This is a genomic window from Ruegeria sp. AB11 (assembly GCF_056536325.1).
On sequence record NZ_JBQFJO010000001.1, the window covers coordinates 3786288 to 3810885 of the forward strand.

The 24598-nt window shown below is 53.6% G+C and carries 19 protein-coding genes; 3 read left to right on the plus strand and 16 right to left on the minus strand.

The genetic code is table 11. The features are described from left to right. Positions 1 to 281 precede the first annotated feature (281 nt). From ACR3EJ_RS18990 to ACR3EJ_RS19035, 10 genes are all read right to left on the minus strand, one after another. Complete coding sequence (locus ACR3EJ_RS18990) at positions 282 to 1697, minus strand: mechanosensitive ion channel family protein (RefSeq protein WP_170542816.1); 1416 nt, start codon at positions 1695 to 1697, stop codon at positions 282 to 284. A 169-nt stretch (positions 1698 to 1866) separates the two neighbouring features. Next, positions 1867 to 3120 carry an adenylate/guanylate cyclase domain-containing protein gene (locus ACR3EJ_RS18995; protein WP_170542814.1) on the minus strand — a complete coding sequence of 418 codons (1254 nt, stop codon included), beginning with the start codon at positions 3118 to 3120 and terminating at the stop codon, positions 1867 to 1869. Between the two features lie 607 nt (positions 3121 to 3727). Beyond that, complete coding sequence (locus ACR3EJ_RS19000; protein WP_170542812.1) at positions 3728 to 3937, minus strand: amidohydrolase family protein; 210 nt, start codon at positions 3935 to 3937, stop codon at positions 3728 to 3730. A 163-nt stretch (positions 3938 to 4100) separates the two neighbouring features. Then, positions 4101 to 4514 carry an HGGxSTG domain-containing protein gene (locus tag ACR3EJ_RS19005; protein WP_480423265.1) on the minus strand — a complete coding sequence of 138 codons (414 nt, stop codon included), beginning with the start codon at positions 4512 to 4514 and terminating at the stop codon, positions 4101 to 4103. 216 nt (positions 4515 to 4730) lie between these two features. Continuing rightward, entirely contained in the window at positions 4731 to 5909 is a 1179-nt protein-coding gene (locus ACR3EJ_RS19010; RefSeq protein ID WP_170542810.1) for an ATP-binding protein, read from the minus strand. Further along, on the minus strand, positions 5909 to 6298 hold the full coding sequence (locus tag ACR3EJ_RS19015; protein WP_170542688.1) for a hypothetical protein: 390 nt from the start codon (positions 6296 to 6298) through the stop codon (positions 5909 to 5911). The genes ACR3EJ_RS19010 and ACR3EJ_RS19015 overlap by 1 nt, the downstream gene beginning before the upstream one ends. Before the next feature lie 973 nt (positions 6299 to 7271). Beyond that, the gene (locus ACR3EJ_RS19020) at positions 7272 to 8051 is read right to left on the minus strand and encodes an IclR family transcriptional regulator (RefSeq protein ID WP_170542808.1); all 780 of its coding nucleotides are present in this window, start codon (positions 8049 to 8051) and stop codon (positions 7272 to 7274) included. A gap of 11 nt (positions 8052 to 8062) precedes the next feature. Then, entirely contained in the window at positions 8063 to 9421 is a 1359-nt protein-coding gene (locus tag ACR3EJ_RS19025; protein ID WP_170542806.1) for a TRAP transporter large permease, read from the minus strand. Beyond that, positions 9421 to 10086, minus strand: a complete 666-nt coding sequence (locus ACR3EJ_RS19030; RefSeq protein WP_170542805.1) for a TRAP transporter small permease — start codon at positions 10084 to 10086, stop codon at positions 9421 to 9423. Before ACR3EJ_RS19030 ends, ACR3EJ_RS19025 begins: the two co-directional genes overlap by 1 nt. 65 nt (positions 10087 to 10151) lie before the next feature. Continuing rightward, positions 10152 to 11390, minus strand: a complete 1239-nt coding sequence (locus tag ACR3EJ_RS19035; protein WP_170542803.1) for a TRAP transporter substrate-binding protein — start codon at positions 11388 to 11390, stop codon at positions 10152 to 10154. Positions 11391 to 11499: 109 nt separating this feature from the next. Here ACR3EJ_RS19035 and ACR3EJ_RS19040 point away from each other — a divergent pair, with 109 nt between their 5' ends. Both ACR3EJ_RS19040 and ACR3EJ_RS19045 read left to right on the plus strand, forming a co-directional pair. Next, on the plus strand, positions 11500 to 13095 hold the full coding sequence (locus tag ACR3EJ_RS19040) for a GMC family oxidoreductase N-terminal domain-containing protein (RefSeq protein ID WP_170542801.1): 1596 nt from the start codon (positions 11500 to 11502) through the stop codon (positions 13093 to 13095). Between the two features lie 300 nt (positions 13096 to 13395). Continuing rightward, positions 13396 to 15207, plus strand: coding sequence for a BCCT family transporter (locus ACR3EJ_RS19045; protein WP_170542799.1), 1812 nt, complete (start codon positions 13396 to 13398; stop codon positions 15205 to 15207). 51 nt (positions 15208 to 15258) lie between these two features. Here ACR3EJ_RS19045 and ACR3EJ_RS19050 read toward each other — a convergent pair whose 3' ends face one another. Then, positions 15259 to 15846: a TetR/AcrR family transcriptional regulator gene (locus ACR3EJ_RS19050; protein WP_170542797.1), complete on the minus strand. Its 588-nt coding sequence runs from the start codon at positions 15844 to 15846 to the stop codon at positions 15259 to 15261. 172 nt (positions 15847 to 16018) lie between these two features. Here ACR3EJ_RS19050 and ACR3EJ_RS19055 point away from each other — a divergent pair, with 172 nt between their 5' ends. After that, entirely contained in the window at positions 16019 to 17413 is a 1395-nt protein-coding gene (locus ACR3EJ_RS19055; protein WP_170542795.1) for an aminotransferase, read from the plus strand. A gap of 36 nt (positions 17414 to 17449) precedes the next feature. Here ACR3EJ_RS19055 and ACR3EJ_RS19060 read toward each other — a convergent pair whose 3' ends face one another. The 5 genes from ACR3EJ_RS19060 to ACR3EJ_RS19080 all read right to left on the minus strand — a co-directional run bounded on the left by ACR3EJ_RS19060 (position 17450) and on the right by ACR3EJ_RS19080 (position 24579). Beyond that, on the minus strand, positions 17450 to 19018 hold the full coding sequence (locus ACR3EJ_RS19060; protein ID WP_170542793.1) for a trimethylamine methyltransferase family protein: 1569 nt from the start codon (positions 19016 to 19018) through the stop codon (positions 17450 to 17452). 25 nt (positions 19019 to 19043) lie between these two features. After that, positions 19044 to 20243 carry an aromatic ring-hydroxylating dioxygenase subunit alpha gene (locus tag ACR3EJ_RS19065; protein WP_170542791.1) on the minus strand — a complete coding sequence of 400 codons (1200 nt, stop codon included), beginning with the start codon at positions 20241 to 20243 and terminating at the stop codon, positions 19044 to 19046. Between the two features lie 8 nt (positions 20244 to 20251). After that, positions 20252 to 22318, minus strand: a complete 2067-nt coding sequence (locus ACR3EJ_RS19070; protein WP_170542789.1) for an oxidoreductase — start codon at positions 22316 to 22318, stop codon at positions 20252 to 20254. 93 nt (positions 22319 to 22411) lie between these two features. Continuing rightward, positions 22412 to 23467: an extracellular solute-binding protein gene (locus tag ACR3EJ_RS19075; RefSeq protein ID WP_170542787.1), complete on the minus strand. Its 1056-nt coding sequence runs from the start codon at positions 23465 to 23467 to the stop codon at positions 22412 to 22414. Beyond that, entirely contained in the window at positions 23464 to 24579 is a 1116-nt protein-coding gene (locus ACR3EJ_RS19080) for an ABC transporter ATP-binding protein (RefSeq protein ID WP_170542786.1), read from the minus strand. Before ACR3EJ_RS19080 ends, ACR3EJ_RS19075 begins: the two co-directional genes overlap by 4 nt. Positions 24580 to 24598 lie beyond the last annotated feature (19 nt).

Sequence of the window (24598 nt, forward strand, 5' to 3'; positions counted from 1 at the left end):
GGTTTTACCTCCCCTGTTCGCTTCTCAGTTTTACCTGGCATTTGAGTGTATCAGTGAAGATGCGTCAAGATTTGCATAGAATGACCGCTTGGAGCCCAATGCAGACACCGCTAGGTTCTTGAATGCAATATTCCTTCTGACCCGAGCGGACTACTGAATTTCAGGCGCACACCCTGTTTTTGCCGAGCCTACTTCGTGATCAAAAAAATCTTGTGCACGTCAAAATGGATCTGCGCACGATCAAAAAGGCTTCAAGCTAATTTGTCGTGAATTGCCACAAGTTACTCTCCATCGGAATGTGCCAACTTTGGGTTTGTATTTTCTATGTGTACGCTTCTCTGAGGGAAAGGAATTGATATACCTTCAGCTTCGAAGCGCTCTTTCACCAGTTGCTGCATGTCCCAATAGAGCGTCCAATAATCTTCGTTTTTTGACCAAGGTCGACATAGGATGTTGACCGAGGAATCGGCCAATTCACCAACGCAGATCACTGGCTCTGGTGACGCCAGAACAAGTGGATGTGACTTAACCATTTCCGTAAGTAATTCAATTGCAGTTTCGATGCTGTCTGAATAACTGATGCCAAAAACCATATCTACTCGGCGAGTGGCGCTCGCGGACACGTTGGTGATTACGCTGTTCCATACGCGGTTGTTTGGGATCGATATGATTTTGTTGTCAATTGTAGCAATTGTCGTCGAAATCAAAGTCGTTTGCTTCACGGTACCCGAAGCCAAACCTTCGAGATCTATATAATCCTCCTCGTCGAAGGGTTTGTTGAGCATTATCATCAACCCACTGAAGAAATTGGCGATCGTCTCCTGCATCGCGAAAGCCAAGATAAAACTTATACCACCAATCAGGGCAAAAAGCGGCGTCACGTCTATTCCCAGAACTGACAAAACGAGGGCCAATCCAATGACAAGAGTTAACCAATAAAGCGTGCCTGCCAAAAAGACTGCTAAAAGCGAAGAGAGCCCGCCGATGCGGCCCAACCAGCGCCTTGTGAGAGCCCGGATAATTCTTGCCAAAAAAACAAGTCCGAGCAACGATCCCACAATGACAACTGCATCAATGGCAACTTCTATTCCCCCATCTCGCGCGGTCGCCCACTTGAGTATTCTTTGACCTAGTGTCTCAGCATCCGCTTTTCTGAGCTCGTCGATGATTATTGAGCTGCGGTATGCGCGGTACTTGTCGATTTCTTCTTCGTTTCCGCCCTTTTTCTGCCAACTATTCAGCACGACAACAAAATTATCGAACATGTGCCGCCGAGTTTCTGCGAGTTCAGCCACGCGTTCTCGAAAAAGATCCGCTGTTTCTCCCTCCGCCTCACCAACCTTCAATGTTGCATCTACGACGTCGCTAGTTTGTTCTTGGACGATAAGCTGCCAAGCGGCGGACGCCTGAGCGAGTTGTTGTTCTGTTAGCGGAAGAAGCAAAAGTTCCAATTGCTCTTTATCAATGAGAGGCATCAGGATCCGCTCAGGCAGCCCAAACTCTCTTGCCAACGCCTCAACGTCGATTTCGTCTGAACTAACCAAATTGGGAGCCAGACTCTGTTGCTCTACGTCTTCCAAGACAGAAGTTTGTGCTTCATTTGAAGCACCTAGTGTCTGTGCAAAAGCGCGAGGAATTTGCAGAAAAAGGGAACTCATCAAAGCTAAGACAAGTGTCCAAATGACATGACGCATCATAACAGAACTCTAAACGACGTTTGGCAAAGCTTACCAAAGAAGATCCAAGCGACAAGCTGATTTCATTCGTGCTCGTCGAACCCCCTACGAAAGTGAGGGTGCCTTTTGCGTGGTCGCGATATATTCTGATCAAAGGCCAAAGTTCCGGAAATACTATTACGGAGGATGCCTAATTCGCATTGTTTTTCCGCGGTGTGATGGCGAAATCTGGCAGCGTGTAAACAAGCAACCCTTCGTCAATGCCATCGGCATCTTGGCGTCCAAGTGGCACCATTTCCTCACCAAAGCTCGCCTTGAATTGTTCGGACGCGGTTACAGGAACGCCGAGATGTTTGCATAGACCTTCCAATCGCTCGACTTCGTTGGCCGCCGCACCGGTCACCGTCAAATCGAGCCTTCGAAAAGTACCAACATTGCCATGCATGACTTTGCCTGCATGAAGACCAATGCCAAACTCGAGTTCTTCCAATCCCCGCGCAATACGAGCTCTATTTTTGTCAGCTAGGCGACTGAAGGAATCGTGTGCAGTCATCACAGCTGCTTTACACATGGCGTCATGCGGCCTGGCTGCTCCATCGAAGGGAAAAATCGCCATGACCGCATCGCCGACTAATTTAAGAACCTCACCGCCGTGATCGAGCACTGCATCCGCCGTGCAATCGAAATAGTCATTTATTGTGGAAAAATAAGATTCAATATCCAGCTCGGCTGCCATCTTCGTGGAACGTCTTAAATCGCTGTACCACAAGCAGCAATCGATTACCCTACCGTCTCCTCGGTCAACTAGACCATCAAACACTCTGGCCCCTGATCCTTTGCCAAGATAGGTTTCCAAAAGTGTCTTAGAGAGTCTTCGTTCGCTAGTCGCCTTCATTGCAAGCGAAAACGGCCGCGACAAACGTTTAAGTGCTTCTATTTCATCTGCTGTAAATCCGGCGCTGCGTTTCGTTGAAAACGAAGCGATCGTTCCCGCCGCGCTTGCGGGGAGTTCAGCCCATGTCATGGGGGTCTCCCGCCCATATGATTCAAACATGGCGACGTAGTCGACAATGCCCATTTCAGCGAGAGTATCAAACAAGGGGTACTTGGCGCGCGTATTGAGATCGTTCAGCCTGTGGCGTTCGAATGGCACATTATTTTTAACCATGAGGAAGAATGGCGCGTTTTTAAATGCGGCCGACTTGACGGCGGTCTTTGGCACGGCCTGACTTTGGCATGTATCACTGAGGGCATCCCAGGTGAAGTCGAGTGCGCCCAAAACTGGATGCAAAAGCATAGCACCGAAATTGATGCGAAACACTGGCACACCGCTACGTATCAACAAGCGCCCTAAGGCGGTCACCGTTTCTGCAAGTTCGGCGTCAGTTAGAGCGCGCTCAAGCAGCCAGTTTGAAATATCGTCGGACCATATGGAAATGCTCATTGCTTCTCGCTCGGCACAATAGGCCACGACCAATTTGTCAAGAGCCTCCCGAGAAGGTTACACGTGCATTTAAGGAGTCGGCAAGACAGCAGTCAAAGCGTCATCCCCCTAGACAAGCGTGAGGAAAACATTTCCTCTAACTCCCTCGCCGACATCTGTTTAGACATCTGTCAGGACCCGCGGCAGCTTTGTCCGCGACCCGGTCATTGCTGCCCTTGATCTCGCCGCGGCTGGCTTGAACGTCCGGTTTTGATGCCGCACCGCGGTGCGCCGGTCCTATCCACGAAATGCTGCGGGCGCGAGGTCGAAAGAAGACGCGGGTCTGCAGTGGGCTCGCGGCAGACGTTCGCTCAATTCCGCTCAATGGCTGCAACGCGGACAATGCAGCCGTTCCCCACATCGCTGCGATACGGTTGGTGACGTGATCAATCCCCCTGAGTTCGACCATGTATGCAATCATGGTAACCAGATCATCCTTGGTCGGTGCCTAGTCATTTGAGACAAAGGGCGGATAGGCCAAAGCGCCAGCGAACCCTCCGTTTCCAGCAATCGCCTTCAGGACTTCATCGGGCATACGCCGGGGGGGGTAGATCTTCAATTTGAACCATCAATGCCGGTGGAAAGGGACCTCCTCATCGTGAATGACCTCCGCCGTCGGATCGCCCCAGACCTTTTCGGTCACACGCATCCAGTTGCCGCCCCAGATTTTGGCAAGGTCCTCCTTGGTGTAGCCAAGAGCCAGCATAGGCTCATGTTCCGCCAGCGTTTGCACTTGATGGAGAAGCGGCTGTTCACCGCCGGATTCTGGAAGTTTCACCCTGAATTTCGGCTATTGGGGGTATCTTGTGCACAGCATGATCCAATCGGATCATACGGGGGAAATTTCTCCCTGTGGCCATTGTGAGCGATGTTGTGGAATCTGATGGGTACGGATTGCGTGCTCCATCGGCAGTGCAGCGGAGGTATTGCACCGCCTCCCTTTAGTCATCCTCTGTTTCAACTTTGGCTTTAGCTTTTCGCTTCCCCTTTGGGCCGGTGCTGAGGCCGCCATGCAACCTGCAACGCCGTTTTCCAGGTACTACCCGGGCCTGGCATTGGCCACCTGCTCGGGTCTTTGCGCCGCATGTTGGGCGCTCTGTCTTAGGCAAGGGTTCCCTGGCATCATTCAAGCCCAGCTCAGCCATCCGTTTGCAATTTACGCCGTGGCACTGTGAGCAATCCCTCCGATAGTTTGGGTGCTTGTGCGCCTCTGCTGGGCACGGCCGCCAACGTGACCAAATTTCACACCAATCAATGGGATCGCCTTGAAAGAGCGAACGTATTTTGACTTCCAGCTTTGTCGGTCTCCCCATCAATAAACACCAACATTTATTAACATAGTCTGCAAACCCCATGATGCGCGAAATTGCTCGTGCTTGGTCTTCGCAAGGTCCCTGCCATGAATCTCACCGTCGCGTTTGCTACTTTGTTTTGTACCACCCCGCGATCGGACAGGTGGCGCAGCGCCACCACCCCCCACCCCCCTTTAGGGGTGGTGGTGGTAGCGCAACTGTTTTTAGGGGTGTTAGCGTCACCTTGCGCTACCCCTGATTTTTGGGTGGTGGCGCACATCACACCGTTGCCCATTCGCCTACCTCCACAGTGGGGACAGGCTTGCGTTGAGCACTTGTTTTCTGCCCTTTGACCAACGCCCCGGATTTCAGCCAAGTATCGATTATCTTCTTGATGCGCTTGCGGTCGGCTTGGGCGTCGAAGCCCAGAACTTCAGCTACGGTCACACCAGCCCACTCGCCGCCAGCCTGATCCGAGTAGCGCCGCCCCTGACCATCCAGAGCATGTTGCACTGCCAGCAGGTCAGCGACCGATACCCCATCGAAAGTGTCCGGCCATTTCCAGACCTCAGCAACGCCCACGCTATCCCCATTGGATAGCTGCACAGATGCCATGCGCCGCCAAACACGATCCCCAACAGGGGCGAGGTTTGCTTTGTCACGGGTCACGGCAAAGTAGGTGGACGGATCGTTTTGAACACCCGCCTCGGCCTTCATGTCGTTGCTCATCTTGTTGAGCACTCGACCGGATCTTGCTGCTGCCAAGAGCGCCGTTGCACCGCGCCCGCTTTCAGTAGTTGCTTCCTCGCCGTTTGTCTTGCGAGTGTGGTGCACAAGTTCAATTGCACAATTGCAACGATCTGCCAGCCGCGCCCATTCCTTTGACACAAGGTCGATTGCGCCGTTGTCGTTCTCGCCCACCTGATGCGATGACACGAACGGGTCGATAATTAGAACATCGATTTCGCACGCTTCGATCTCTTGGGCTAAGGCTTCCATTTCCGGCTTGACGATCTGGACGCCTTCACGAGTTTGAATGGCGGTGCTGAGTTCGCGTTCCCGGCCCGTGTCCACAAAGAGACGCCCTGAGATTTCCTCGGGGGCGACGTTGTGATGTTGCATGGCCGCGATGATGCGCCGGTTCATCTCGTCGCGGGGGTCTTCAAGGTTGTATATCCAGACTTTTAGGCCTGATGCGGTCCAATCGCCCAGTAGGTCGCGGCCAGATGCCATTGCCAGCCCTTCGCAGATCGTCAAAGACGATTTCCCGACGCCGCCGGGTGCGACCGTCACCGATACCTGTTTGCGGATCAGGTGTTGCCCGTAGAGCCAAGGACGGGGCGGAATAGCGGAAGGGTCGCGCCAGACAAACTCTTTCGGCAAACGGTCCGACCGTTCTTTGGGAAACTCGGCTCGGTGCGCATCCAGTTGCACCGCCATCTCAGCAAAATCACGCATCACGCCGCTTGCCTCCTTTTTACATGCTCAAGAAATGCTGCCTGCCGCGCGGGTTTCATGCGCTTGAAGCTGGCAAGGCAATAAGCGTCCAGTTCTTCCGGGTCGGCATAATCCGCCCAGAACGCGGCCTCATCCATGAAGCTAGAAAACGGTGCAGGGGGGTGTCCCGCACCAGTGCCTAGCGCCGCCTCTGCCGCATTTACTGCATCGTCACGGTCCAGAGCCTTGAGAGCCATGAATGCCAGGGCCACGCGCTGCCGCGCATCCAGACGTGCTCGCAGGATCACCGGAAGGCCGGACCAAGCGTTAGTGCTGTCAAGCCAAGCAGCGTATCCGATGGAGCGGCAAACACTTTTGATATTGTCGGGGATTTGCGTCGAAATATTCACAGCAGCACCCCCCAATACATTGCCAAAATGGGGAAAGCCGCGATATCCTCACCGTAGTAACAGACGCCTTCCATAACGTCTTTGACCCCGGTCGCGATTGCCGTCGCGCCGGGGTTTTCGTTTGTTAGTTCGGCCTCAGCTGGTTTGACACTTTCGCGGTAAGTCTTTGTTGTTTCGTAGAGGGTTTGACGCGCCTCGGTTTTGTAAGTGATTGGTTTGCTTGAATTAGCGCCGGATTGAAAATCCTCGTGTCGGTGGTTCGATTCCGCCCCCGGGCACCACGAAAATCAAGGACTTAGCGGTTATTCGGAAGGGGCAATAGACACTTTGTCTCGCTTTTGGCTCTCTTAGAGTTCACCGCTCATAAGTTCTCGAACTCTGTCATGACAAAGCACATATTCGATTCAACGCCCTACGGGAGACAGTAGGGCACCGGGTCAAGTCGCGCTCGCCCACGGCATCAAGACTTGATGAAAAAAGAGAACAGTGGGCAGTGGCTTAATGTATCCTATGCGACTTCAATAAGAGTACGGGTGCACGAGCAGAAAAGGAGGCAGGCGTATGCGTGCTACTTTGATTCTCGAAGCCAGCAGGTCGAACGGTACGAAGTACCGTATCGAACTGTCCTTGGGGTTAATCCTCGTGGGCTGGCTTCTAAGGTACTTCGGACTTTAAGTCTGCATAGAGGTCGTCCTTCGGGACGGCCTCTTTCTTATCCCAAGCACTCTTTGTTTTGGAGGAGCCACTTGTACACGTTCGCATATTTTTCGTTCACCAAGAACAGCATCTATTATTTTGCCGCAGGCTTGTTTTTGCGTAGGTCGAGTTGTGCAGGAATTTAACTTTTCAAGCCGAGCAAACGTCCACACTGGATATTGATCACGCACGCATCGGCTTTCGATCAAAATTCCCCCAAACCAGCCGATAATTGAATTTTTAGCTGCTCAGAATTGGTCGCCATCTCAGACCCTAATCACTCGTTCAATAGCGCCGAAAGTTCATCCGCCCCTTTTTGCAGAATTCCAAGAAACGACATTAGACTGTTGACGTCATGACGTTGGGTTGGGGCGTGAACTGAGAGTGTGCCAACCAACCTGCCCTGCCCGTCCAGAACGGGCACAGCAAGTGCCGTCATTCCGGCCATAAATTCCTCATCATCCGTCGAAAAACGATTCTCGGCGATGTTTTGGACTTCTGCTCGCAAGACTTTGGGATCAGTCAGAGAACGTTCAGTATTTGGTTGCAGGTTTCCTGCTGAAAGGACACCATCCAACGTTTTCTGCCGCAGTGTGGACAGGTACATCTTGCCACTTGCGGTACAGTGAAAAGGTACTTGTGTACCGACAGGCAGCTGAATTCTTAGCGGCCACTTCGTTTCCACCCGGTCTAGATAGATCATACCTTCTCGGTCAGGGATGGCGAGATTGCAGGTCTCACCAACTTCCTCTGCAACGCTGCGTAAGATTGCCAATCGGGCCGTACGCAGGTGCTCTGAAGACATGGTATTGACCGAAAGCAGTCGTAACCGGCGCCCTGGGCCATAAGAACGCCCATCAAGATCGCGTTGCAGGAAGCCTTCGGTCTCTGCGGTATGCAGGAGGCGGTGGACGGTCGGCTTGGCCAGACCAAGTGCCTCAACCAAGTCTGAGGGTTTGACCGCAACACCACGCCGCGCCACCTCCTCGAGGATCAGAAGGAGGCGCAGGTTGGTCGGGATTTGAGTTTCTTTGTCTTGTGTTTCCGTCTCAGCCATCCCGCAACAGTCTAGCTATTTGGCAACAGGATCAAGGCCAGATCGGGCACAAGCGACACTAATATCCAGACCGAAAGAAGCGCTACCAGATAGGGCACTGTATACCGAAGCAACCGGAAATAGGGCACACCTGTCACTCCCGAGGCCACATAGAGGTTCAGCCCATAGGGCGGCGTGATGAACCCGATGGACGCCCCCACAAGGAATATCACTGAGAAATGGATTGGATCGATCCCAACAGAGGCCGCAATCGGCGCAAGGATCGGAGCCAGGATTATCGTGACAGGCAGGCTTTCCAGCACCATGCCCGAGAAGAATACGATCACCATCGATGTGAACAACACCGCGTAGTACCCGCCCATCGAGGTTACAAAATCCCCGATGGTTTGCTGTGCCCCTAGCAGAGAAAGGATCTGCTGCATCACCACCGAAATGGCGATCAATGGCGCAAGGATGCCGGTGATCTGGGCCGAGCGGATCACGATGGAGGGTATTTCAGGTATCGTAAAACCTTCGACGACGAACATCTCAGCAAAGCTCTTTTCGGTTGGCAGTATGTCGTTCCGCGCGCCCATGATCCGGTTGATCGGATAGCTGACCAACCCTGCGATCACGCAAAAGCCAACCGTCACGCCTGCTGCCTCGGTCGGGGAGAACTTGCCGGTGTAGATGCCCCACAGAACCAAGCCGATGGCGAAAAACCCAAGCCATGCTCCAAATGCGGTCTTCAGCACCCGGTTCAATTGCAGCGGAATCAGATGACCCCAACCGTTCATGCGGCAAATAATCCAGCACGCGAATTGCATGCCAAAGACCATCAGCGCCCCTGGAAGGATACCCGCAACGAACAGCTCGGAAATCGGCAGGTTCATCAGGAAGCCATAGACGATGAAGATAATCGACGGAGGGATGATAATCCCTACCGTTCCGCCCGCGGCAGCGGTCGCCGCGCTGAAGCGTTCGTCATATCCACCTTTGACCATCTCGGGATGAAGCATCGACCCGATGGTTGCAGTCGTTGCGGAGTTCGAACCAGAGATTGCGGCGAAAAGTCCACAAGCGCCCAGAGACGCCATGGCCAACCCCCCGCGTATCCAGCCCAAACAGGCATAGGCGAAATCGCTGAGCCTCCGGGCAATGCCGGACTTGTTGATCAGATCTCCGGTCAGGATAAAGAGCGGCATCGCCAGCAGGGCAAAGCCTTTATTGAACACATTCAACAGTTCGGCACCCATGTTATCCAGCGTCAAACCAAGGACGAACGAGCAACCGATCACCCAATATCCGATAACCAAAAAAACAGGTACGCCCAGCATGAACAGAAACGTGACCCCAAGCGAGATCAGTGTAACCAAAGTTCCATCTGCCATCAGTCTGCTCCGATCACGGCCTGCTTGATCAGCGGCTCGCCTGTTTTCCAGTTGTGCAGATCGTCAGCGAGGTTCTGAAACACGCGTCCGACCATCAGAAAGAAAGACAGCGGCGCGGCCAGAAGGAACCACCACTGCATGATATTGTCAGTACCGAGCACGATCTGGAAATTGGACGCCGAAAGCGCGACCAGTCGCGTCGTCGTCACGATGACGATAACCGCGAAGATGAACCACAGCACCGCATCGAGGATCAGGCAGGCCAGTTGCCCACCACGCGGCATTGCGGTGCGAAACTCGCTAAAGCTCAGATGTGTGCGCAGGCGGACGTTGTAGGACGCTCCGAACCACGCCATCACCATGAACAAAAGGGGCGGAATGGTGGTTGACCACGGTTCTTGGTCGTTGAACACAAACCGGTCGATCACGCCCCAGAAGATGATCAACGCAATCGCGAGGTAGGAATACACCATCACCGACCGTTCCAGATGGCGTTCGACAAAGGGCACTGCCCGGTAAATCAGCATGATCACGAACCCGCCAATTGCCGAGGCTACTGCGCCCAACACCCAAGTGGCGTCGGATTCGAGTGCAGATTGAATCTCGAACGAATCCTGGCTGAGAAAGGCGCTGAAAATCGCGCCGATGTCTGCCCAAAACGACATGAACTCCGTCCTCCCAGTCGGTGTGTATTAGAACCGGCCCGCTTGAGGCCGGTTCGTCTTTTGTATCAGGTTTCGCCCTTCCACCAACGACGAGGTTCAACGTTCTCCGGCAGGGTGTCTGCCGGGATCTCGCGCGCGATGTCATAGATTTCCTGATAGGTATCGATGCCGCCCGCCCATTTGTTCAGACGTTCGCGCCACTGGGCCCAAGGTTCTGGGTTGTAGTTCGGGGCGCACATCTCTTCTGCCAGCTTGATCTGATCGTCAGCCAGAAAGGCCGGACGTACTCCATTTTCGGCAAAGATAGTATCAGGCAGCTGCGGCTCCGAGAAACCGACCGTGTTCAGCAATGCGGCTTCATTTGCGCCCTGAATCAACGCCTGAGTGAAGTAGGAAGACTCCATCACAGCGTCCTGCAGCTCACCACCGAGGCTGTCGAAGACCTTTGCAGACATCGAGGTATGTTCTGTGCCGCAGAAGAACTTCAGGTTGACCGACTGCGAAACCACGGGAGCCATATTGGCGTATGCAACGGCCGACGCCCATGTTTCGGCACCGTCGATCAGGCCAGTTTTTAGCGCATCCAGCGTTTCCTCCCATGCCACCGGCACCGGATTCAGGTTCAGTAACTGCATCGCAATCCGGCCCAGTTGCGTGCCTGTCACGCGGTTCTTGGTGCCAAACAGCTCTTCCAGCTTGGTCACGGTCGGTTTGTCTGCAAAGGTTGAACCCATCTGCAGCCCGCGCAATTCGCAGTGCGTGAACAGGAACTTCAGACCATGACGTTTCTCCAACGGATCACGCAGGATGCGCTGGCTCGCAGGGCTATAAAAGAAGTGATATTGCGCTGCCCGGCTAGGGAACATGTAAGCATAGTCCAGCACATTCAGGTATGGCGCGCCACCTGCCGAATTCTGGGTCGAGGCCGCGTAAATATCGACGATTCCCTGTTGGGTTTTTTCCACGCAGCTCAGCTGACCACAGATCTGATTGTCGCCGATGAACTCGATCCGAATCTCACCATCAGTGCGTTCTTCCAGATCCCGAGCGAATTCGATCGCGCCAGCGCGCTCGATTAGCAGATTGCGGGTGTTGAAACCTGAAGCACCAAATTTCAACGTGTGCTTCGGCTCTTTCGAAAAGCGCTTTTCATAGGTGGATTCGGCAGCTTGCGCCAGATTCGCCAAGCTCATCGCGCCACCAAACCCGCCTGCCGCCAGCAGTGTCGAACTCATGCCATAACGCCCGGCCACGCGAAAAAAATCTCGCCGGGAAATGCCACTTAGTTTCTTATCGATCTCCATTGCTTACCTCCCTGATCACAATTATTGAGACGTTTTGTATCAAAAAAGGCTAGTATAATTCTTGCATCTTGCATAGAGTTTTTTTCAGCGACGTTGGAAGGAGGCGGTCATGGAGGTGGATTATGCGGTTGTCGGCGCGGGGTCTTCGGGCTGTGTCATTGCTAATCGACTAAGTGCTGAACCCAATACATCGGTCGCGCTTCTTGAAGCCGGCGGTCGCGACACGAACCCGTGGATTCACATCCCCGTCGGTTATTTCAAAACGATGCATAACCCGTCGGTCGATTGGTGTTATCGGACCGAGCCCGACCCAGGCCTGAACGGTCGGTCCATCGACTGGCCGCGCGGTAAAGTGCTCGGCGGCTCCTCCTCGCTGAACGGGTTGCTTTATGTGCGCGGCCAAAAAGAGGATTACGACCGCTGGCGGCAAATGGGCAATGAAGGTTGGGGGTGGGACGATGTCTTGCCCCTGTTCAAACGCTGCGAAGATCAAGAACGCGGTGAAGATGAGTTTCACGGCGTTGGTGGGCCTTTGTCGGTGTCAAACATGCGCATTCAACGCCCAATCTGCGACGCTTGGGTAGCGGCAGCACAGGCCGCAGGCTACCCGTACAACCCCGACTATAATGGCGCTGAACAAGAAGGCGTGGGTTATTTTCAATTAACCACCCGCAACGGCCGTCGCTGCAGCGCGGCTGTGGCATATCTCAAACCCATTCGAAATCGTCAGAATTTGAACATCATCACCAAAGCATTGGTGACACGCGTGGTTTTGGACGGGAAAAAAGCGACTGGGTTGGTTTACCGGGACAGGTCGGGGGTTGAGCAAACTCTGAAGGTCCGGCGTGAGATCATCTTGTCTGGCGGCGCGATCAATTCGCCCCAGATCCTGATGTTGTCGGGGATAGGAGACGCGGACCATCTCAAAGAAAATGGAATAGAACCGCTTCATGTCCTGCCTGGCGTCGGCAAGGGTTTGCAGGATCACTTGCAGGCACGACTTGTGTTCAAATGCAATGAACCAACACTGAATGATGAAGTCCGCAGCCTGCTCAATCAAGCCCGCATCGCGTTGAAATATGCGTTGTTCCGCGCAGGTCCAATGACCATGGCTGCCAGCCTAGCCACAGGATTCATGAAAACCCGGCCCGATGTTGAAACTCCGGACATTCAGTTCCACGTCCAACCCTGGTCAGCTGACAGCCCCGGTGAAGGTGTGCATCCGTTTTCTGCCTTCACTATGTCGGTCTGTCAGCTGCGCCCGGAAAGTCGAGGCGAGCTGCGCCTGAACGGTCCGGATCCGTCCAAGCATGTTAAAATCATTCCGAACTACCTTTCTACGGAAACAGATTGCCGAACCATCGTCGACGGTGTGAACATCGCGCGCAGAGTTGCTAAACAAAATCCTCTCGCCTCGAAGATTTCAGAGGAGTTTCGACCGACGGCAGAGCTTAGCATCGACGATTACGAAGGCACACTGGATTGGGCCAGATCAAACACCACCTCAATCTATCACCCCACCGGCACCTGCGCGATGGGACAATCAGAGAAGTCTGTAGTGGACGCGAAACTGAAGGTCCACGGCATAGCAAACCTACGGGTGGCAGATTGTTCGATCATGCCGGAAATCGTCAGCGGCAACACTAACGCTCCAGCGATCATGATCGGCGAAAGGGCAAGCGATCTAATAATCTCGGATGCTTGACACATTGCGCCGCGGTCTGAACGCCAATTAAAACTGCGAATACTACTGCCATGCATATTCCGGTGCGCACGCAATACCGGGCTTGAATTGGTCGACTTTGAACGATGGCTAAGCCTTCGATTTTGAGTCATTCAATTTTTCATAGCCGCACAGGTTTTGCCATTTGCGACGCAAAGATTTTCCTCTCAGCTATCGCTTCCGCAGCTTCAGTCCTATTCTGACTGAAAGTAATCTAGTCTGGAACCCAGCGACTGGCAGCGCGGCGTGCAAAGCAGTCAATTTACGTAAGACCGGGAAAATATGGCGCTTGAAGAACCTTTTACAGACCTCAAAATAAGGACTCAGCGGACCGGCTTTTACAAAGGGTATAGCCTGCCGATTGCGCTGGTAAGCAAACTCTCGGTTTCGCTGCTCGTTCTCTGGGCGCTGGTTTGGCCACTATCAGCAAACGATACACTGCGATCTTGGAAGTCAGGAGTGCTGTCTGAGTTCAATACATTCTACAACCTTTCCGTTGGATTATTTGTGCTTTTCCTTTTCCTTATCGCGCTCATTCCTTCGACTGGCCGAATGAGGCTGGGTTTAGAAGATGAGAAACCCGAATTTTCGAACTTCTCTTGGTTTTCGATGATGTTTGGGGCGGGTCTAGGCGTGGGCCTAATGGTCTATGCAACTGCTGAACCACTTGGCCTTTGGGAAACCAATCCATTGACTGTTTCCGGGGAAGTCACACCCAAAAGCGAGGACGCGATTGAAGGAGCCTACCGCTATACTTTTTTGCACACCGGATTTCACGCCTGGGCAATTTACGTCGTCACTGGCCTTAGCCTTGCGTATTACGCGTTTACAAGAGGCATGCCGCTAACAATCCGCACCGCACTGACCCCATTGCTCGGAGAATACGCAAACGGTGTTGCAGGCCATGTGATCGATATACTCGGCGTCGTGGCGACAATACTCGGCGTGGCAGTCACGATCGGTTATGGCGTTTCTCAATTGGTGGACGGTGCGTTTCTAATTACCGGTGCAAATTGGCTTGTGGAGAAAGAAGTAACCATAATGATCCCGTCGACCGCCGGCCTAATTGCGGCGTTGATCGTTGTTATGTTTATGTCGACACTCTCTGCCGTCTCTGGCGTGGGGCGTGGTGTCAAATACTTGTCAAATGTCAATCTTCTCTTTTCACTGGTATTGCTGGCGGTATTCATTGTTTATGGCTCATTCACGTTTGCGGCGACGACCTATGCTACAGCGCTGGTTGACTATATCAAAAACTTTGTCCCTTTGAGCTTCCAAGCTTTTCGACCGGCTTCCGAAGTCGATTTTGCTTCCGTATTGCCAGCAGAGGCGGTGCCCTTTGTCGGCGAACTCTTTGCGGGTGCAACTGATCCATGGGGAACAAAAGCAACCTATCTTGAGGGTTTGAGCAACAATACAGCCGGTCTTTCTGATGCGACCAAGACTGCAGTTTATGACGCGGGCACACGAGGCAGGTTGTTCGGATGGCAGGCCGGATGGACCACATTTTATTGGGCCTGGTGGATCGCGTTTTCGCCATTTGTCGGCCTTTTCTTAGCGCGTATCTCCAGAGGGCGAACCGTACGAGAATTCATATTTGGGGCGGTCATTGCACCGTCCCTCGTTTGTTTCGCATGGATGGCCATTCTGGGCGGGACCGCCATCGATTTGGAACTAAATGGGAATGCAAACGGATCAATCCTCGACGCATCAACGACGGCAACCCTGTTCGCCACTTTAGGGGAAATGGTATCAGGCAACTTTCTAACGGTCGTGAGCGTCATGTGTGTGCTGTTAACCATGACATTCCTGGTTACTTCCGCCGACTCCGGCATCCTTGTGATGAACACGATCATGTCCGGTGGGTCTGAAGACACCGGTCTGCTTCATCGCATCATCTGGGGCGTTCTTCTGACCCTTGTCATTGGAACCTTGCTTATCGCGGGCGGTGGTGGATTAGAGGCTTTGACCAATTCGATGATTATCGGCGCGCTACCGTTCAGCGTTGTTTTACTGCTCATGTGCATCTCTTTAGCCAAAGCAATGATCAACGACTTGCGCCGATTGAACCATGAAACACGGACGGGTTCGTGATTGCCCATGGTTAGTTCCTAGTCACTTAGGTCGCCTTCACCCGCGGATCGACTAAGTGCTAAAGTGTCTAGGAAACACTGACTGCAGCACAAACAGGCAGATCTTCAAAGCCTCCGAGGGTTCGAAGATCTCTGAGTGCAAATGGTAATCGGTCCAAAGCCCTTCCAACAAAGCAACCAACGCGTCTGTCGCAAATTTGGCGTCTACGTCATCGTACTCGCCTTCGACCTTTATTTGCTCAAACAGCTCCAGAATCACCGCGCGGAAACCTTTGTCTCGCGAGTCGATGAAAGGAAATATGTGTGGGTTCGAGAGCGCTTCAGCCCGAAAGGAAAACCAGATCGAGACGTCCCGCGCATTAAGGACTAAGGGGTTGAAATCTGCCTTTATGATAGAGATTAGCTTGTCTGCGGGGGCTAACTCTGGATTGAATGCAATGGCCTTCCACTGCCCCGCGTAGCGGACTGATAGTTCTTCAGCCACCGCAAGCAACAGCTTTTCCTTGGAGCCAAAGTGTAGGTTTACCATCCCTTGCGACAATCCCGACAACTCTTGGATTCTTGCCGCGGTTGTGCCGCGAATTCCGTATTTATAGATGGCATCCGCAGCCGATTGGATCAGCTGATTTCGGTTCTGCAACCTGCTGAGTTCCCGTGCGTTGGCTGGAGTATCGGGCTCGAGAGTAATTTTGCTTGTCCTTCGCTGGGGTGCTCTTTCTTGACCTTTTCGCACTTAACAACGCAGAGGTTCAAGGATTGACATTGAATGAATGTTTGTTCATTTTGTGATATATGTTACATAAAGGTGCCCTATGACCCTTTCGAACTCCAACTTTCAATCCATACGCAATTGGGACAACGAGAACTTTCTGCACCCGTGGGAGGGCATGGCATATCTGGGCCAAAACGAACGGACCTTTGCCGAAAGCGGACTTGGCGTTCACGTCGTGACAGAGGACGGAAAGCGCCTGATAGACGGCCCTGCTGGCATGTGGTGCATTCAATTGGGCTATGGAAACACCGAGATTGCCGATGCGATGGCTCAGCAAGCGAAAGAGATGGCGTATTTTTCGCCCTTCAACAACGCCAACTCAACTCCGGCCCGGTTGGCACATGAAATCGCCAAGAGAACGCCGGGTGACTTGAACCATGTGTTCTTCACGACAGGTGGTTCAACGGCCGTGGACAGCGCACTGCGGTTTGTACAGTTTCGCAATAACTTGCTGGGAAAACCTGATAAGAAAATCGTGATATCGCGACAGAAAGCTTATCACGGATCGACGTATCTGGCGGCGTCAGTGTCTGGAAAAGAGCGCGACAAAGGTTGGCTGGACCAGGCAAGTCACCTGACGCGTTTCCTACCGAATGTGAATCCCTATACGCGTCGCACCGATCAGACGGTCGACGACTTTCTGGACGAAAAAATAGCGGACCTGGAAAACATGATCCTACAGACCGGAGCAGACAAGGTCGCTGCTTTCATCGCTGAACCGATCTTGTGCTCTGGTGGCGTCATTGTGCCTCCACTAGGATATCATCAGCGCTGTCTTGAAATCTGCCGGAAATACGATGTCCTATATATTTCAGACGAAGTCGTGACCGGTTTCGGGAGGCTTGGACATTGGTTTGCCTCCGAAGACGTCTTTGGAATTCAACCTGACATAATCACTTGCGCCAAAGGCATGACGTCCGGGTATGTACCTATGGGGGCCTGTATCATCTCTGATCGGCTGATTGCAGAAGTGAGCGGAAACAACGGGCGAGAAGCTACTTTTTCAAACGGTTTCACATATTCGGGTCATCCAGTGAGTGCAGCAGCAGGTTTGAAAACCATCGAGATCATGGAGCGCGACGGCATTCTGGAACATGTCCGCGCGATCACACCGTTGTTCGAAGAGCGTCTGCAGGCTCTGGCAGACTTGCCGCTCGTCGGTGATGCGCGCGGTATGGGGTTGGTTGGCTGCGTTGAGTGCGTTGCGGATACCGAAGCTGACAATCTATTGGATCTAGACAAGTCCGTTGGTGCGATGATTGATCACCACTGTCAGGAAAATGGGCTGATCCTGCGGCCCATCATAAACATGTGTGTGTTCTCCCCTCCGCTGATCATCACGGAGGGCGAGTTAAACGAGATGTTTGACATCCTTGAAAAAGGAATCCGGCTGGCAACCGACGACCTGACGCGCCAAGGCGTATTCAAAGCTTAGGCACAACCGCGAAGCCTGCCCTTCCTTTAGCAGCGCTTACCCAGCGCGCATTACCTCACGTGGCAATTTGATCGGAAACCTAGACCGAACCTCTTCATCCGCCTTGCTACCAAAGTAATTCGGGTAGTGATTGGACAGAATGTCATCCACAACGGATCGGCTACGTTCGAACATGTCCTGACGACCGGCTTTCTCCCAGGTATCAGTCAGCTCTCGGTCCAACAGGGACGGGTAGACATACTCGGTTTCCATGTACTGTAAGGTTTGAGCGTTGCCGAGGAAATGCCCGGGGTCGATTGCACATTCATGGATGACGTCGACCGAAAGCGTGTCGTCGCTCACCTCGATCCCGCGAAGCGTTCGTGAGATCATTCCAGCCGCCTCGTTGTCGATGACCATTGACTCAAAGCTACAGCCCATCAAGCTGCCGAGCATTCCGCCAAATTCGCAGAGCCGGTTGGCCCCGGCATGGGCCGCCAAAGCGAAGGTCAGCGCTTTTTCCAGACCGTATTGTGCATCGGGGATCTTGGAATCCGTCATACCGCATCCGACGCTGGTCGGCAGGTTGTAGAAATTGCCCATCTGAATAGCAGCGGCTGAAATCAACGCTTGTTCACCGCTGCCGCCCGTAAACGATCCAGTGCGCAGATCGGTAATAAACGGCCACGCTGCAAAGACCACCGGGGTCCCCGGATTGATCAGATTTGCTATGGCCACACATGACAAGGTCTCTGCCACCGCCTGCGCCAGCGTACCGGCCAAAGGCGCAGGAGACGTAGCCCCGGCCTGCGGTGGTACGGCCAGATCGCAAACAAGCCCCATCTTCGCTGTATCAATCAGGATCTCCAGATTTTCCCGCCCAAATCTGAGCGGTGATACAATGGGGCACCCACCAAAAATCACCGAGGGTTTTTCAAGGAATTTACCCTCCCCGCCAGACGCCAGATCGAACAGATGGATCGCGTCCTGAATATGCTCGCGCGTACGGAACGTCAGGCAAGATGGCTTCTCGCTACCCGCCAAGATGGCGTAGAGCATGCTCATATCGTGCTCGTAGTCCTGCGGCACATCCGTTGCCAGAACCGTATCCCCGGTCATGTGGATGTTGTCGAGCCGGTCAACCAATCGGGTAAAGTCGTAAATGTCCTTGAGCGTTGACGGCCGGTAACTGCGAGTCTCCGCGTCGAAAGTTGTCACGGCAGTGCCGGAGTTTGCGTAATACACCTTGTCCTTGGTGCAGTGCATATCGTCCTTACCGGCCCGAGATCCGCGTGCATGGACGTAAAATTCGCTGGCCGTCTTGGCCAAAAGATCTTCCATCAACGCGCGAGGGAAGCACAGCCTACCATGCTCGTTCACCGCTGCCCCTTTGGGCAGCACGAGATCAAGAACTTCCTGCGTTGGATCACCGACACCCGTACGCTCCAGAATGCCAAGGGCGGCTTCATGAATGCGCGACATGTCAGCGTCTGAAAGAGGCTTATATCTGCCACCCGAAATGCCCGGCCAGATTGCTTGCGAAGCGACGTTGCTGGTTCGCACGGCGGCTCGTGCTTCACGTCCACCCCCGCGCCGTCTTGATCTGCGCTTCGTTAACTCTGTCATGGTATTTCTCCGAATTCTGAGCGTGTCAGATCATGCTGAAGTAATTGCGATAGAAGCCTGGAATGCTCCATTCCATCTCGGACAGCGGTCCCGGCACGAAGTGGTGGGAGTTCACGCCTTCCTGATTGTGCCGTATGATCCGCTCATCATCGAGCGAAGTGACATGCCAGAGCCATGTCAACGCATCCTTATCGTAGTCACGACCCTCTTGAGCGTCGCCGCGCACATACCAGACTATCTGAATATCCGTTTCCTGCATCGCGCGTGGGACGAACCGGTAACCAACTACGTGATCTGCATAAACCAGGAAGTAGTTCAGTGTGCCGATCCCGAGATCGGTGGCACCGCCATCGTGACCTTTCAGTTCACCCAAAGGTGGCGCCAGAGGCGCTCCATCTTTGCTGCCGGTCACATAGCCGGGAAACAGCGGGTAGCGGCGCCAATAGACATCTGCACCCGGCGCGAGCGCGTTTTCTCCGGTCAGGTCTAGCTCCTCCAAGGGAACTCCGACTTCTCCCATCCGCTCATGAAGAGCCCCGCCGAACTCCAGAACCTGAGCAGGATCCTTCAACGAATGACTGCGCGAATAGTCCTGATGAGACGGGGCGCAGTGATAGCATTCCAGGTAATTCTCCAACGCCAGTTTCCAATTTGCTGGAACCAGGTATGAGGCTTCATGAGCGACCTTCAGGTTTTCAAAGTCGAACGGTTTTGACAGTGGGGCCAACCGCTCCAACGCAGCATCCAGCGGCGGGGCGTCTTCAGCTGCGCAGACAAATATCAGGCCCTGAATTATCTTCACCTGAACCGGGAACAATCCGTATTGGTCCGGGTCGAAATCCGACCCCATTGATCGTCCGTTTCGTAGCTTGCCGTTCAGGTCAAAAGTCCACGCATGATATGGGCAGATGAAATTGCGTGCCTTGCCTTTCCGTTCAATGCAAACCCGCGATCCCCGGTGGCGGCAAACGTTCAGATGCGCGCGCACCTCCCCCTCGCGATCCCGAACGATAATGATGGACTCGAGACCATAATCGAACAGGAAATAGTCGCCCGGTTCAGCGACCTGACTAACATGACCGACCCAGATCCAGTTACGATTCCAGAAGGTACTGATATCGTTCTCGTATACTGCTTGAGACGTATAGAAGTGACGTGGCAAGGCGAAGCCTTCCCGCTGCGCGTCCATCAAGTCGCGCATTACTTGCAAATCATCTTTTGGCATGGCGCACCTCACACAGGTTCAAGGGAAACGAGTTCCCGGCGGAAAAATTCGCGGTCGATGTCGTCCGCGTTGCGTTCGAAATTTCGGGCAGCCATGTGACCCGAATACACAGCATCCGCGATCAAGCCAGGATTGGCGGCATCTCCGATTAATTCCAACGTATTCAGCAAACCCGCATTCGTACTGCAAAGCTCGTCGTAAAGGGTGGTTTCTCGCATTCGCTGCGTCACCAGCACGACGGAGCTGCATTCAATGGAATTCTCTCGTCCCGTGTAGACGCACTGCAATGTCACCTGACCGGGCGCGACATTGGCCAAGGTCTGGGACAGGTTCAGGTGAACGCCTTTTTCCAACAGACTTCGTTGCACTTTAGTCTGCTCCAACGTCAATTCGGTAAACGGCGAAACGAGTGAGGCCGGTGTTACAAAGAAAACCTCTTGCCCTGCTTGAGCCAAATGATCGGCCAAGACTCCACCGAGATAGGCTTGATCATCATCGTAGACCACAACCGGGCCGTCCTCCGGCACGACCCCGGTCATAATGTCATCTGGAGTAAAAACCCGAGAACCTAAACCGATTGATACACCGTGAAATGCAGATTTCCCGCGCCCGTCTCGTCGCCATTTTGCGCCAGTTGAAACAAAAACGTTCGGAATACCCAGCTCGACGACTTCACTGGCTGACAAAGGGCTGTCGGTGAACAGCTGAACGTTCCCGCGTTGTTGCAGGTCGTAGATTCTGTGATCTGTCACGCGCTTCCAAGCGGATAGCCCGGTCAGGCCAGCTTCCTGCAGCACACGGCCGCCAAGCTCTTGCTTTGCCTCAGCCAGAGTTACCTCGTAGCCTCGCCGCGCCAATTGCATGGCGCATTCAAGTCCGGCTGGTCCGCTGCCGACAACAAGAGCAGCTTCTTCTTTTACCCGACGCTCAATGATCTCAGGATGCCATTTCCTCCGCCACTCTTCGCCCATAGTCGGGTTTTGAGTGCAGCGTATGGGGACGCCGAGAGAGTCGGATGAAACACAGATATTACAACCGATGCATTCTCGGATTTCTTCGATGCGACCTTCCTTGATCTTGTTGGGCAGAAACGGATCAGCGATGGACGGTCGCGCCGCGCCGATAAAATCAAGGATGCCCTTCCTGACCAGTGACGCCATCAAGTCCGGAGAAGTTAGACGCCCGACGCCCACAACAGGCTTGGAGGTCACCTGTTTCACAAACTCGATATATGAGGTCTGAAAGCCGTCGCGGGGCTCGAACCGGGTCGTCGCAGAATCGTTGCTCCAATCCGCCACGTTAACATCCCAAAGGTCAGGAAGCTCGGCCAACATTTCGACTACAGCACGGCCTTCTTCCTGCGCTTGCATACCGTCTGACCCGAGCATTTCATCAACCGCAAACCGAAGGGCAATGGCGCAATTGTCACCAACCTCCTCCTTGGTTTCTTCCAGAAGCTCGCGGGTCAGTCGCACCCGGTTCTCCAACGAGCCTCCATATTCATCCGTCCGATCATTGAACTGTGGCAGCAGAAAATGATGCGGCAATGTCATGTGATGCCCGGCATAGACATACACAATGTCGAACCCGGCTTCGCGCGATCGACGAGCCGCTGCGCGATGCCACTGGCGGAATTCGCGAATGTCCGCTTTGTCCATGGCTCTGGCCTGTTTCGGGTATGGGGTCTGCAGGACAAGTTCTGACGGGGCCAGCAGGGGCGCACGGGTCAGGTGGTTTTGGGCATGGTGCCCGTTATGCGCCAATTGGATGGCCGCAAGCGATCCCTTCTCATGAATTGAGTTGGTTATTAGACGCAGTGCGGGAATATCCTGATCGTCCCAAATTCGGTTTTCAGAATAAGGAGACAAATCCGAAGTCGGATGAATCTCGGCCTCCTGAGTGGATACAACCGCCCAACCGCCCTCGGCTTTCATCGCCCGCATGGCAGCTTCGGCCTGAGGTCGCAAATGACCCAAACCATTGCAGTGGGGCACCTGGTAGAACCGGTTTCGAGCCGTCACTGGCCCAATTTGAACCGGTTCGAAGAGTACAGAGTATCCTTCAGCGCCTGACATTGCCGCGCTTCCTCCAAGAAATTCGGAAATAGTTTCGTGGGAATGGAAGGGCTCCTACGTCCCCACCATTCCCGCTATGTTATATAGGCGTCCTTAGAAGCCAGCTTTGATGCGCTCGAATTCCTTCAACATCTTGGCTTCCAGCTCAGGGTTAACCGCGTCAAAAAACAGGCTGCCTTCAAAGAAGCTGTCCACATCCGAGAACCCGTAGGTTTCGATTAGTTCCGGGTCAGCTTGGGCAAACGCGTCCTCGTTAGAGTGGGCGTATCCCCAGCTTTCGATGATGTATTTACCGCTTGCGGCAGAGCTAAGCGCGTTCAGCATGTCATAGACTTGCTCATCCGACTGCTTGGCAGATTTCAGATGCACATAACCGCAGACCCAAGTTGCGATGCCTTTGTCCACATCACGCATCATGACCGCTGGGGTTTCGTTCCAGATCAAGTTCAGTTCCGATTGGTTCCATCCCCAACCCAGCGTGACCTCACCGCTGGCAATTGCCTGATCCAGTTGGCCGGCGTCAGACCAATAAAAGCGCACATTCGGATGAATCGCCCGCAGATAATCCGCTGCTTTTTGAAACTCCTCGTCACTCATATCGGTATAGCTGGAAGCGCCAGTTGCTAATGCCGCCATTGCAAAGGCACTGGAAGCGGCGTCCGGAATGGCGACTTTGCCCTGATAGGCGGGATCGGCAAGCAATTGCAGCGAAACATCGTCAGCCGAAATCATATCGGTTCGATAGATAAGGCCAGTATTGCCCCATTCGAAAGGCACCATGTAGGTCTGCCCGTCGATGGTGATGCCATCGACCTCTTTGATCTTGGGCATCAGTTTGTCCCAATTCTCCAGCTTACTGGTGTCGATCGGCTTGATCATGTCTGCCGCTACCCATTTTCTCAGGGCGTCTGTGCAGGGGTGTGCCAAATCGGCTTCAAACCCAGACTGAAGCTTGGTGAACGCTTCTTCCACGCTGCCAAAATAGGTGTAGCTGGGCGCGCCGCCGTACTTTTCGACATAGTCGCCGTAGAAACCCTGATCCTCATATCCGGACCAGTCAAAAACGGTCAGATCAGCGGCATTGGCGAGAGCTTGACTGGCCGTAAAGGTGGCAACCAATGCTGCCGTAAGTGATGCTGTTTTACTCATTTCTCTCCTCCCAAAGATTCACGTTTACCCAAGTCGATCACCGAGGCGCTTTGAACGCCCAGCCAGACGGTATCGCCCCGGCTGTGATCGACTGTGTGAAAGTAGTTCGGTACGGCGACGGCTATGCTGTCCCTCAAACCATCGACCCGCACATAATAGTGGACGCTTTCACCATAGAAGGCGACGTCCGACACCTCGCCCTGAACAAGAGCGTCGTAACCATCCGGTTTTTCGGCGCTGATCTCCAATTGCTCAGGCCGTACGCCGACCAGAAGCTCTTTAGCGTGCACCTGAACGTTGGGGTTCACCCCGATTGTCATCTGCCCAAATCCTTGAACATTAACCTCCAGCGATTCAGAGTTCTCAGCTGTCACCTCGGCATCCAGAAAGTTCATTCCGCCGATGAAAGAGGCCACTTCACGGTTGCTAGGCTGAGAATAAAGGACCTCGGGCTTGTCGACCTGCTTGAGCTGCCCGGCGAACATGACGCCGATGCGGTCGGACATGGTCATCGCCTCGTACTGGTCATGCGTGACCATGACGAAAGTAATTCCAAGCTTCTGCTGAAGACGGCGCATTTCCAATTGCATCGCTTCGCGCAAATTTTTGTCCAATGCGGATAAAGGCTCATCGAGCAACAACACTTTAGGCCGCATGACTAGCGCTCGGGCAAGCGCTACACGTTGCCTCTGACCTCCCGACAGCTCATTGGCTTTGCGGTCCTGCAAACCGCCAAGTTCAACCATCTCAAGCGCCTCGGCAACGCGTTCCTTGATTTCGTTTCGCGAGAGATTTGTCTTGCGTAATCCGAAGCCAACATTGTCGCCGACATTCAGGTGCGGAAAGATCGCATAGCTTTGGAACACCATATTAGTGGGACGCTTGTTGGCAGGCACCTCTCCCATCGTTCGACCATCGATCCGGATCTCGCCTTCTTCGTGATCTTGAAAACCCGCGATGATGCGCAAGGCTGTTGTCTTTCCGCAGCCCGAAGGGCCAAGCAGCGAAAAGAACTCACCCTCTTTCAAGGTCAGGTTCAGATCGGACACAGCCACAAAGGAACCAAAGCGTTTTTCGACGCCCTTGATCTCGATGATGTTCTGTTCGCTCATCTTACTTGTTTCCTTTGGC